The sequence below is a fragment of the Kitasatospora sp. NPDC001539 genome (assembly GCF_040298565.1).
In the GTDB taxonomy this organism is placed as follows: domain Bacteria; phylum Actinomycetota; class Actinomycetes; order Streptomycetales; family Streptomycetaceae; genus Kitasatospora.
Genome location: NZ_JBEPAK010000233.1, coordinates 1 through 11,066, shown reverse-complemented (window position 1 = coordinate 11,066; position 11,066 = coordinate 1). Strand labels below are relative to the sequence as shown.

The window sequence follows — 11,066 nt, the reverse complement described above, 5'->3', positions numbered from 1 at the left end:
TAGCCGGCTGCCCGCCCGGTCTCCTCGAGGTGCCGCAGCATCCGGTGGGCCAGGCCCCGGCCGCGCGCGCGTTCCCGGATCACCGGAGCCGCTCCCCGGGGCTCGTTCGAGCCGCTCTTCGGCGTCCGTTCACCCGGCCTTCGTTTTCCGCTTTGACTTATGTGTGGTTTATGTGTAGGGAAATGTGAGATGGGGCTCATTGCCCTGCTATAGGCCGGAGTTCGGGATGCACCTACATTGAGTGGAGCTGCCCGAAAGGCTCCTTCATGCGCACTCCCTCCTCGGCCGCCCCCGTCGGTGCGGTCGGCGGCCGTCTCGCCGCGATCGGCCGGTTCTGCTTCCGCCACCGTCGCTGGGTGCTCGGCTTCTGGGCCGCCGTCCTGGTCGTCGGCGTCCTGATCGGCGGCCGGGTCTTCGAGGGCTCGGTGGCCGGCGCCTCCTCCGCGACCGCCGAGGGGGACCGGGGCAGTGCCGTCGTCGCGGCGGCCGATCCGGTCAAGGGCACGGTCACCGCGGTGGTGGACGGCAGGCCGGTCGACGACCCGGCCGTGCGAACCGCGGTCGGGAAGGCCGTCGCCGAGATCGCCGCGCTGCCCGGCGTCTCCTCCGCGCAGGACGCCTACGGCCCCGGGCCGGCTCCGGCCGCGCTGCGCGCCGCCGACGGCACGGCGAGCCTGGTCACCGTACGGATGGCCGCCACCTCGACCGGCGCGCAGACCGACGCCGTCACCCACCGGCTGGCCGAGCTGAACGGCGCGGGCGGGGCGCACGTCACCGTCGGCGGGGACCTGGTGCTCCAGCAGGAGGTCAAGAAGCAGACCGAACAGGACACCCGGTTCGGCGAGATGGTCACCCTGCCGCTGACGCTGGTCGTCATGGTGCTGGTCTTCGGCGGCCTGGCCGCCGCCTCGCTCCCGGTGATCGGGGCCGTCGCCTCGGTCGGCGGGGCACTGCTGGCGATGTTCGGCTTCAGCCGGATCATGGACATCGACACCAGCGTGCTGCCGATCGCCACCGTCCTGGGCCTCGGCCTCTCCATCGACTACGCGCTGCTGATGGTCAACCGCTTCCGCGAGGAACGCGGCCACGGCGCTGACATCGCCGCCGCCGTCGAACGCACCGCCGCCACCGCCGGGCGCACCGTCGCCTTCTCCGGGCTGACCGTCGCCGTCGCACTGGCCGGCCTCTTCGTGTTCACCAGCCCGGTGCTCGGCGCGGTCGCGGCGGCCGGCGTGAGCGTGGTGGTGATCGCGGTCGCCGCCGCGCTGACGCTGATCCCGGCGCTGCTGGGCTTCGCCGGCTCCCGCATCAAGGCACCGGCCGCGCCCGTGCCGGACGAGGGCTTCTTCAGCCGGACCGTCCGCCGGGTCCGCAAGCGGGCGGTGCCCGTCGCGCTCGCCTCGGTGGCGCTGCTGATGGCGGCGGGGGCGCCCTTCTTCCACGCCGAGATGCGCAGTTCCGGCGCCGCGGTGCTGCCCGCCTCCTCGGCCGGGCGGCAGGTCGCCGAGACCGTCGACCAGCGGTTCCCGCAGGTCGCGGCCGCGCCGATCACGGTGGTGGTCGAGGGCGGCGCGCCGGTCGCCCAGGCGTACGCGGACGAGGTCGTCGCCAAGCTGCCCGGGGTGAGCGGGGTGCGAGCGGTGACGCCGGTGTCCGACACGGTGTCCACCGTCGACGTGCTGGTGCACGGCGACCCGCAGGGCGGGACGGCCAAGCACGTGGTGGACGAGCTCCGGGCCGACCGCGGCGGACTGCGGACCTATGTGACCGGCGGCGCGGCCTCGGTGGTCGACTTCAAGGACGAGTTGCTGTCGCGCGGGCCGTGGGCGCTCGGCCTGGTCGCGGCCGGAACGCTGGTCCTGCTGTTCCTGATGACCGGCTCGGTGGTGATGCCGGTCAAGGCGCTGCTGATGAACCTGCTGTCGCTGGGCGCCTCGCTCGGCGCGCTGACCCTGGTCTTCCAGGACGGCTGGTTCAGCGGTCTGCTCGGTTTCAGCCCGACCGGCGGACTGGAGACGTTCCTGCCGGTGCTGGTCTTCGCCTTCGCCTTCGGGCTGTCGATGGACTACGAGGTGTTCCTGCTCGCCCGGATCAAGGAGCTGCACCAGCGCGGGTACGGCTGCGCCCGGGCGGTGGAGCTGGGGGTCCAGCGCAGCGGTCGGATCATCACCTCGGCGGCGTTGCTGATGGTGATCGTCTTCGCGGGCTTCGCGGCCGGGGACATGCTGATGGTCAAGCAGATGGGCATCGCCCTCGCGGTCGCGGTCGCGGTGGACGCCACGCTGGTGCGCTGCCTGCTGGTGCCCGCCGCGATGAGCCTGTTCGGCGAGTTCAACTGGTGGGCGCCGGCTCCGCTGAAGCGGCTGCACCGGCGCTTCGGGCTGAGCGAGCACGTCGAGCTGCCCGCACTGGTGCGGGCGGGCGTGCCGGCTCCGCGGCCGGCGGCCGAGGACTCCACCGGGCTGCCGGCGGGGTCGGGGGCTCCGACCGGGGAGCCGTCGGACGTGCCCGTCGGCGAGCCGGGGGCGGCGACGGCGGACACCGGCCTGGTCAAGGCCTAGGATCCGGTCGGCCTCTCCGGGGTCGGCCGGCCGCCTCCGGGTTCAGGAGAGGCGGCTGAGCAGGCCGACGGCGGTGCGGAGCTGGTCCCGTTCCGCGAGGCTGAGGCGGGACTCGATGGCGGTCGCGATGTGGTGCTCGCGGCGGGCGCGCTGGTCGAGGAGGGCGGTGCGGCCCGCCGCGGTCGCGGTGATGAGCTGCTTGCGGCCGTCGGTGGGGTGGGGTTGCTGGACGACCAGCCCGGCCTCGGTCATCAGGGCGACGGTGCGGGCCATCGACTGGTGGCGGACGCGGCGGCGCTCGGCGAGTTCGGCGACGGTGTAGGAGCGTTCGTCGCGGATCAGCAGGCCGAGGACGGCGGCCTGGTTCTGCGGCAGTTCGTCGCCGTCGCGCAGGGAGCGGACCAGGCTGCCGAGCGCACTGCGCAGGTCGGCGGCGAGTTCCAGGGTGTCCGGGTGCGGTGCTTCGCGGGGCATGGGAGCAGTCTATCCGGAATCCATACAGCAAAACTGTACAGCCCTGCTGTATGGTTTGCGGCATGCGAATCACGAAGTTCGGACACGCCTGCGTACGCATCGAGCACGGCACGACCACCGTCGTCGTCGACCCGGGGGCGTTCACCGACCCCGCCGCACTGGCCGGGGCGGACGCCGTCCTGATCACCCACGAGCACATGGACCACTTCGAGGAGGCCCGGCTGCGCGCCGCGCTGGAGGCGGATCCGGCGCTGCGGGTGTGGACCAACACCGCCGTGGCCGCCCAGCTGGAGGGCGCCGGCCGGCGGGTCACGGCGGTCGGCGAGGGCGACGCCTTCGACCTCGACGGCCTCGGCGTCTCGGTGCACGGCGAGTGGCACGCGCAGATCCACCCGGACATCCCGCTGGTGAAGAACATCGGCTTCCTCTTCGGCGGCCGGCTCTTCCACCCGGGCGACGCCTTCACCGTGCCGCCGCACACCGTCGACACCCTGCTGCTGCCGCTCGCGGCGCCCTGGAGCAAGGCCGGCGAGGTGGTCGACTACGTGCGCGAGGCGGGGCCACGGGTGGCCGTGCCGGTCCACGAGGCGACGCTCAGCCCGATCGGGCACATGGTGGCCACCCGGCTGCTCGGGCCGGACGGGCCGGGCACCGGCGCGGGGCTGACCGTGCTCGGCGAGGGGGAGAGCCTGGAGGTGGAGTGACGGGCGCGGGCCGGCGGCGTCCGACCGGCCTCGCGGCTGAGGTCCCCGGGCTGACGGGCCGGGGCTGACGGGCCGGAGCGCCCACCGGTAGCCTGACGCCATGCTGAAGATCGGACTGACGGGTGGCATCGGCGCGGGCAAGAGCGAGGTGTCCCGCCTGTTCGCCGCGCGCGGCGCGGTGATCGTGGACTCCGACCTGATCGCCCGCGAGGTGGTCGCCCCCGGAACGGACGGTCTGGCGGCCGTGGTCGCCGAGTTCGGCCCCGGGGTGCTGCGCGAGGACGGCACCCTGGACCGCCCGGCCCTCGGGGCGATCGTGTTCGGCGACCAGGAGCGGCTCCAGGCGCTGAACGCGATCGTCCACCCGCTGGTGCAAGCCCGCTCCGCCGAACTGGAGGCGGCGGCCGCGCAGGACGCGGTGGTGGTGCACGACGTGCCGTTGCTGGCCGAGAACGGGCTGGCGCCGCTGTTCGACCTCGTCGTCGTGGTGGACGCGCCGGACGAGGTGCGGCTGGAGCGGCTGGTGCGCCTGCGCGGCATGGCCGAGGAGGAGGCCCGGGCCCGGATGGCCGCGCAGGCCACCAGGGCGGACCGGTTGGCGATCGCGGACCTGGTGATCGACAACGGCGGTGCGCTGGAGGCGCTTCCGACGCGCGTCGGCGAGGTGTGGGCGGAGCTGGTCGAGCGCGCCGCGGGGTAGCGGCCGCGGGCCCGGGACGTGCACCGATCGCCGCTACCGAACAGGTGGCCGAGAAGGGACTGGATCAGGGGCGGCCGGGGAAGGGAGCATGGCGTGATGGATGATCGTTCTACTTCCGGACCGCCGACCGTGGTCCGGCTCCAGCAGTACTCCCGTGCCGAGCAGGAGGAGATCCTCGGCCCCGGCGAGGACCCGTACGGCGTCGCCTACACGGGGTTGACGTTCCTTCCGAAGGAGACCCACTTCGGCGTCCGGGGCGCCGACGGCCGGCTCGTCGCCCACACCGGCCTGCTGCCGCTGCCGCTCACCGTCGGCGGCGTCGACCTGGAGGCGATCGGCGTCGGCGGCGTGTGCGTGGCCCCCGAGCGGCGTGGCGGCGGCCTCGCCCGGGCCGTGGTCGGGGCCGCGCTGGACCACGGGCGCTCGCTCGGCTTCCGGTACGCGCTGCTGTTCTGCCGCCCGCCGCTGGCGGCGTTCTACCGGGGGCTGGGCTTCCGCGAGGTGGCCGAGGAAGTGACCGTCGAACAGCCGCAGGGGCGGCTCGCGGTGATGCCGCTGCGCACCATGTGGCGGCCGCTGGCGGAGGGCGCCGGCTGGCCGGAGGGGCCGGTGCGGCTGCGCTCGCTGCCGGTGTGAGCGGTGTTCAGGGGGTGGCCGTGACGGCGGGGCTCGAGTGGCTGCCCCCGACGCCCGCGGCGTGGGCGACGGCGGCCGCGGCCAGGGCCCGGATCATCGGGTGGGGCCGGCTGCCGTCGCCGGACAGCTCGGGCTGGAACAGCGTGCCGAGGAAGAACGGGTGCTCCGGCAGCTCCAGCACCCGGACGTCGCCGGAGTCGTCCGCTCCGCTGAAGCGCAGCCCGTGGGCGCGCAGTCGGTCCAGGTACTCGGCGTTGAGGCCGTAGGAGCAGTGGTAGCGCTCCTGGGTGCGGGTGGCGCCCAGGGCGCGCTCGGCCAGGGTACCGGGGGTGACCGTGACGGCGCCCTCGTGGCCGACCAGGGAGCAGCTGAGCGGGGCGATCACCTGCCGGCGCCCCTCGGGGGCCTCCTCGGCGTGGACGGCGTCGCCGATGCCGCAGACGGTGCGGGCGAACTCCAGCACGGCGTGCTGGAACCCGCCGCAGGTGCCGAGGAAGGGGATGCCGCGCTCGCGGGCGGTCCGGACGGCGGCCAGGGCGCCGGCCTCGCTGCGGTACGGACTGCCGGGCAGCAGCCAGACGGCGTCGAAGCCGTCGAGCGCGCCCGGCGCCCCGGCGTCCTCGGTGGGGATCCAGTAGGCGTCCAGGACGAGCTGGTCGTGCCCGGCGAGGGCGTCGAGCAGGCCGGGGATGCGGGCGTGCGAGCGGACGGCGGGTGAGCGGTCGCCGACGAGGGCGATCCGCGGGGCGAAGTAGGTCATGCGGCTATCCTGACCCGGCACCCGAGATCAGCGCCAACGATGATCTCTTAACCATCGATCAGATCGGTTGATGCCCCCCGTGGATCCCCAGCAGTTGCGCACCTTCGTGACCGTCGCCCGCCTCGCCTCCTTCTCCGAGGCGGCCCGCGAGCTCGGTTACACCCAGTCCGCCGTCTCCCAGCAGATCGCCTCGCTGGAGGCGGACCTCGGCGCCGCACTGCTGCTGCGCCGGCCGGTCGGCCCGACGGCGGCCGGGCGGCGGCTGCTGGAGCACGCCGCCCCGCTGCTGGTCCGGTGGGAGGCGGCGCGCGCCGATGTCGCGCGCCTGGCCGGTGCCTCCAGTGCCCGACTGGTCCTCGGCGCCACCCCGCTGGCGGTCGGGGCAGGCCTGGGGCGCGCGCTCGGCGAGGTGCGCCGGGCGTATCCGCGGACGGAACCGGTGCTGCGGGTGCTCGCCCAGGACGTGCTGCCCGCCCAGGTCGCCACCGGTGAGGTCGACCTCGCGCTGATCGACGGCCTGGCCGCGCCCAGCGACCCGCTGCCGCTGCCCGAGGTCGGCCCGCTGGCCACCGTCGCCGTGGACGAACAGCCGGTGGCCGTCGCCCTGCCGCAGGGGCACCCGCTGGCCGGCCGTACCGGCGTCGCGCTCGCCGACCTGTCGGCCGCGCGCTGGCTGGACGCCCCCGACCTCACCCCGACGACGGCGCGGCTGCGCGCGGCCGCCGGCACGGACGGCTTCCGGGCCGCGACCCGCTACCGGGGCACCGACCTGCACGGGCTGCTCTCCCTGGTCGCCACCGGGCACGGGCTGACGCTGCTGCCCGAGGCGGTGGCGGCCGCGGCGCCCGGCATCGCCCGGGTGCCGATCGCCGCGCCACGCCTGGTGCACCGCGTCGAGCTGGTGTGCGGCAGCCTGCCGGAGGGGCCGGCGGCGCTGCTGGCGCGACTGTTGACGACGGAGGCTTCCTGACGCACCGTCCGCTGCCGTCCTGCCCGGCGCTGCCGCGGATGTGAAGACCGTTCCCGGTGAAGTGCGGCCCGGTTACCAGTCGTTCACGTCCCGGGTCTGACGCCCGTCGCGTGCAGGATGCTGTCATGGGCACAGTCGCCCGGCGATCGGCCGGGCCGGCCCCAGGAGAGCGCCTCCATGATCCTCCGTCAGCGCCTCACCGTCCTCGCCGCGGCCACCGGTCTCGCCGCCGCCGGTCTCGCCACCGGTACCGCGCAGGCCGCCGCCCCGGCGACCGCCCCGTCGGTCACGTCCGTGTCGCTCGCCGCGAGCTGTTCGCAGGCGTACCTGCCGCTGCCCGACCCGTCGTGCACGCCGGGGGCGTACAACCCGGCCGTCACCCAGGCCACCATCGGTTCGACCATCTGCGTCTCCGGCTGGACCGCCACCGTGCGCCCGCCGACGAGCTACACCAACTCGCTGAAGGCGCAGCAGATCGCGCAGTACGGCTACGCGGACACCAACATGTCGGACTACGAGGAGGACCACCTCGTCCCGCTGGAGCTCGGCGGCGCGCCGCGCGACCCGCGCAACCTGTGGCCCGAGCCGCGGTACGGCGACCAGCCGGCGCAGAGCAAGGACTCGGTCGAGAACCGGCTCAAGACCGCGGTCTGCAGCCAGAGAGTGACCCTGGCGGCCGCCCGCAGCGCCATCGCGAGCGACTGGACCACGGCGCTCAGCCGCCTGGGGCTCTGACCCCGGTGCTCGGCCGCCTGGGGCTCTGACCCCGGCGCGAGGATGCCGCCGGGTCCGTCCGGTCCCCTGTGCCGGACGGACCCGGCGGCGGTCTGTGGGTGCTACCGCCGGGCAGCGGCCGTCACCGGTGCCCGGTGCGGCCCGGAAGGGCCTCGCACCGCCGTGCCCGCACGCCGGTGCCGCGGTACCTGTCCTCCGGGGCAGTCCGGGCGTCCTTCGGCGGGCCCGGCGCTGCCGCCCGCGCCGAGCGGAACGGTGGCCGTGGCCGGCCGGGCGTTGCGAGAGTGGTGGACCGCCAGCCGTCCAGCGGTGCGGGCCGGGGCTCCGGGTGGCGGGCCTGCCGGCCCCCACCGGCCGGCCGACCCGTGAGTGCGGACTCCGGGCACGGCTGTTCCTCCCCCCGTTCGTGCTGCCGTCAGGCCCCCCTGGCTCCGCAGTGCGCCGGTGCCTGAGTGGAGGTCAGGCCGGTCGCTGCGTCGACGGCGGACGAAATTTATGCCACCGGGGCGCCGCGAGCAAAGCCGGATTCCTCCGAGGCCGGGAGGCGCATGGCGATTGCGGTGGTCCGGTGGGGAACCTGTGTGCAGGAGTGGCGGAAGCGGTGGCGGCCCGGGCGGGGTCGTGAGCGCCCCGGGCGGCGCGGCCCGGGGGTGTCCGGTGCGGTGGATCGCCGTGCCGGGGCGCCCCTGGGGCGGTGGTGCGAATCCGTTCGATGCCGCGCCGCGCGGCGATCGGCCAGGTGGTCGGCACCGGGTCTGCCGGGCGGTGACGCACTGCTGTGATCCCGCTCACGGACCGCTCAGGGGTGCCCGGATCCGGACGGGATCCGGACCGGGCCGTCGCGCGCGGAGGGGGTGGCCCGCCGTTACGGGCGGGTCCCCGGGACGCCGCGTTGCTGGGCGAGCCAGGGCAAAGCCTGGGCGAAGGTCGCGGCTCCGGTCTGCCAGGTGTGCCGGCCCGAGCCGACAGCACTGGTGGTGCGGATGCCGTCGCGCTTGGCGGCCGCGTCCAGGGCCTTGGCGGCCTCGATCTGGCCGCGCTCCTCGTCACCCTGGCCGAAGTAGCCCGAGACGCCCTGGTACTTGGGGTGGTGGGCGAGGACGGTCAGCGGGTCGTGGGCCGCCCAGGCCGCGGCGTCGCCGCCGTAGAGCTCCTGGACGGTGTGGTCCCGGTCCCCGATGTACGGGCCCCTGTCGCCGGAGAAGTCGCCGAAGTGGGTGAAGACGGCGGGGTGTTCGACGACCAGGTCGACCGCGCAGGTGCCGCCCATCGACCAGCCCGCCACGCCCCACTTGTGCGGGTCGGTGGCCGCGTTGAAGGTCTTCTGCACGAACGGGGGGACGTCCTTGACGAGGTGGCTCTCGGCGTTGCCGTGCGGGCCGTCCACGCACTCGGTGTCCACCCGGAAGCCGCCCGTGGCGTCCACGAAGACCAGGATCGGGGCGAAGCCGTTGTGCCGGGCGGCGAACTCGTCGGCGGTCCGGACCGCGTTGCCGGAGCGGATCCAGTTGTCGGGCGCCGCGAACTCGCCGCCGATCATCTCCAGCACCGGGAGCTTGGGGCGGGTCTGGCTGCGGAACCAGGCCGGCGGCAGGTAGACCAGCTCCTGGCGGTGGGCGAAGCCGCTTGCGGTGTCCGGGATGTCGACCTGGACGATGCGGCCGGTCCTGGTCCTGCCGTGGATCGACGCGAGTTCGGCCAGGGTGATCTGGTCCGGCAGCGGCTGCCCGCTGAGCTCGCCGATCGCGTCGTCGATCGTCGGGTAGTAGCCGGTGGCCAGGTTCACGCTGTTGGCCGCGCAGAACAGCGCCAGCACGACGGTCGGCGCCACCAGCGCCCTCCGCCACCACCTGGCGCCGCGCCAGCCGAACCCGAGCACGCTGAACGCCGCGATCGCCACCCCGCCCCACAGCCACACCTCGACCGGGATCGGATCGGTGATCCCGGACAGGGTGGTCACGCCGACGGCGGCCACCGCGGTCAGCACCAGCGCCGTCCCGAGCGCGATCGGCCCCCGCCTGCGCCGCCAGGCCCGGTCCCGCAGGCCCACCGCGGCCAGGAACAGGGCGACGGCGGCGGCCCGGACCGTCCACGGGAACCAGCCGTCGAGCAGGGAGACGTTCATGCGCGGAGGCTAGGCGCGGCAGATGAGAGGCTGGTGAGAGCCTGGGAGGCCGCTGGGCGCCGGCTGGGAGGCCGTCCGTCCCGGTCGCGGCGGTCGCCGCGTCGGCCATCGCCTCGACCGCCTCGACCGCCTCGATCGCCCCGATCGCCGCGGCCCGGCCGGGCGTACGGGCTCGGGCTCGGCCGCACGGACCCGGCGGTCGGAGCCGACTGCCGGCCGTGGGGATCGGGGCGCCCTCAGCCGGTGAAGCGCTCCCGCAGGGCGGCGAGGCCGGAGGTGAAGACGCCGTGCACCCGGTCGGTGGACTCCTTGCGGTGCTCGGGCTCGATGTCGAAGGTGACGCCCCACTCGACGAAGGCGGCATCCAGCTCGGTCACCGGCGCGACCCGCAGGGTCGCCCGGTAGCCGTCGAAGTGGAAGGTGCCGTCGGGGAAGCTGTAGGTGTAGCTGCGCGCCTCCTCGTCGTAGGCGACCAGCGTCTCCTGCAGTTCCACGCCGTCGAGGTCGAAGATCCGCACCGATCCGATCGCGTTGCCCGCCGGCCCGTCGCCGAGCCGGCTCACCGGCAGGTGGGGGTGCCAGCCGCCGAGGCCGTGGAAGTCCCCGACCAGCTCCCACACCCGCTCGGCCGGGGCCTCCACCACCGTGCTGACCTTGATGCCCGCCATGCTCGCCACCGCCGCTTCGTTTCTGACGCCCGGTAAGAACAGCACCATCCTGGGGCCGGCGGCCGTCGCGCGCCAGGGGGCCGGGTCGCAGGGGTGCCGGCGGGGATGTCTATGGTGAACGGATGAGCGATGACGCCGTCTCCCTGCGCCCGATAGCCGAAGCCGACCTGCCCGCCTTCGGCAGCCTGGTCAACGACCCCGAGGTGGTGGGTGAGTTCCAGTGGTACGGCTGGCGGCATCCGGAGCGGTTCCGGCGGCGCTGGGAGGAGCACGGGCTGCTCGGTGAGGACCAGTCGATCTTCGCGGTCGTGGTCGGCGGCGAGTTCTGCGGCTTCGTCGCCGCCCGTCGCAAGGGCATGCTGCCGACCGCCCAGTACTGGAGCATCGGCATCCAGCTGGCGCCGCAGGCGCGCGGGCGGGGGATCGGCACGCAGGCCCAACGCCTGCTGGTGGACTACCTGTTCGCCCACACCCCGGTGGTGCGGCTGGAGGCCGACACCGAGATCGGCAACATCGCCGAGCAGCGCGCCCTGGAGAAGGTGGGCTTCACCCGCGAGGGCGTGCTGCGCGCGGTGACCTTCCGGGCCGGTGAATGGCGGGACTCGGTGGTGTACGGCCTGCTGCGCACCGACCCCAGGCCCTAGTACTGCAACCGCAGTTATGGGGTGTGACCTCGGCGTTTGTAGTGGCTGCGGCGTGCCCGGGTTTGGCTACGTCGTCGCCAGTATGACCA

General features: G+C 74.5%; 11 protein-coding genes. 7 read left to right on the top strand and 4 right to left on the bottom strand.

Annotation, left to right across the window (positions count from 1 at the left end):
- Positions 1–266: 266 nt before the first annotated feature.
- Entirely contained in the window at positions 267–2,561 is a 2,295-nt protein-coding gene (locus ABT247_RS27055) for an MMPL family transporter (protein WP_350747159.1), read from the top strand.
- A gap of 42 nt (positions 2,562–2,603) precedes the next feature.
- On the opposite strand, the gene ABT247_RS27050 is transcribed toward ABT247_RS27055, so the two are convergent.
- Positions 2,604–3,035, bottom strand: coding sequence for a MarR family winged helix-turn-helix transcriptional regulator (locus ABT247_RS27050; protein WP_350747156.1), 432 nt, complete (start codon positions 3,033–3,035; stop codon positions 2,604–2,606).
- 62 nt (positions 3,036–3,097) lie between these two features.
- On the opposite strand from ABT247_RS27050, the gene ABT247_RS27045 reads away from it, so the two are divergent.
- From ABT247_RS27045 to ABT247_RS27035, 3 genes are all read left to right on the top strand, one after another.
- Positions 3,098–3,739 carry an MBL fold metallo-hydrolase gene (locus ABT247_RS27045; protein WP_350747154.1) on the top strand — a complete coding sequence of 214 codons (642 nt, stop codon included), beginning with the start codon at positions 3,098–3,100 and terminating at the stop codon, positions 3,737–3,739.
- A 100-nt stretch (positions 3,740–3,839) separates the two neighbouring features.
- Entirely contained in the window at positions 3,840–4,439 is a 600-nt protein-coding gene (gene coaE / locus ABT247_RS27040; protein ID WP_350747151.1) for a dephospho-CoA kinase, read from the top strand.
- A gap of 96 nt (positions 4,440–4,535) precedes the next feature.
- Complete coding sequence (locus ABT247_RS27035) at positions 4,536–5,075, top strand: GNAT family N-acetyltransferase (RefSeq protein ID WP_350747164.1); 540 nt, start codon at positions 4,536–4,538, stop codon at positions 5,073–5,075.
- A gap of 7 nt (positions 5,076–5,082) precedes the next feature.
- Here the strand turns inward: ABT247_RS27035 and ABT247_RS27030 are convergent, their stop codons facing one another.
- Positions 5,083–5,835 (bottom strand): CTP synthase C-terminal region-related (seleno)protein, encoded by a 753-nt coding sequence (locus ABT247_RS27030; RefSeq protein WP_350747149.1) that lies wholly within the window; start codon positions 5,833–5,835, stop codon positions 5,083–5,085.
- A gap of 70 nt (positions 5,836–5,905) precedes the next feature.
- Between ABT247_RS27030 and ABT247_RS27025 the strand changes: the two genes are divergently transcribed.
- Both ABT247_RS27025 and ABT247_RS27020 read left to right on the top strand, forming a co-directional pair.
- Positions 5,906–6,805, top strand: coding sequence for a LysR family transcriptional regulator (locus ABT247_RS27025; RefSeq protein ID WP_350747146.1), 900 nt, complete (start codon positions 5,906–5,908; stop codon positions 6,803–6,805).
- A gap of 177 nt (positions 6,806–6,982) precedes the next feature.
- Complete coding sequence (locus ABT247_RS27020) at positions 6,983–7,540, top strand: hypothetical protein (protein ID WP_350747143.1); 558 nt, start codon at positions 6,983–6,985, stop codon at positions 7,538–7,540.
- Positions 7,541–8,405: 865 nt separating this feature from the next.
- Here ABT247_RS27020 and ABT247_RS27015 read toward each other — a convergent pair.
- Positions 8,406–9,665, bottom strand: coding sequence for an alpha/beta hydrolase (locus tag ABT247_RS27015; protein WP_350747140.1), 1,260 nt, complete (start codon positions 9,663–9,665; stop codon positions 8,406–8,408).
- Between the two features lie 236 nt (positions 9,666–9,901).
- A complete protein-coding gene (locus tag ABT247_RS27010; protein ID WP_350747161.1) occupies positions 9,902–10,333 on the bottom strand; it encodes an SRPBCC family protein in 432 nt (143 codons plus the stop codon).
- A gap of 122 nt (positions 10,334–10,455) precedes the next feature.
- On the opposite strand from ABT247_RS27010, the gene ABT247_RS27005 reads away from it, so the two are divergent.
- On the top strand, positions 10,456–10,977 hold the full coding sequence (locus ABT247_RS27005; RefSeq protein ID WP_350747137.1) for a GNAT family N-acetyltransferase: 522 nt from the start codon (positions 10,456–10,458) through the stop codon (positions 10,975–10,977).
- The last annotated feature ends 89 nt before the right edge of the window (positions 10,978–11,066 follow it).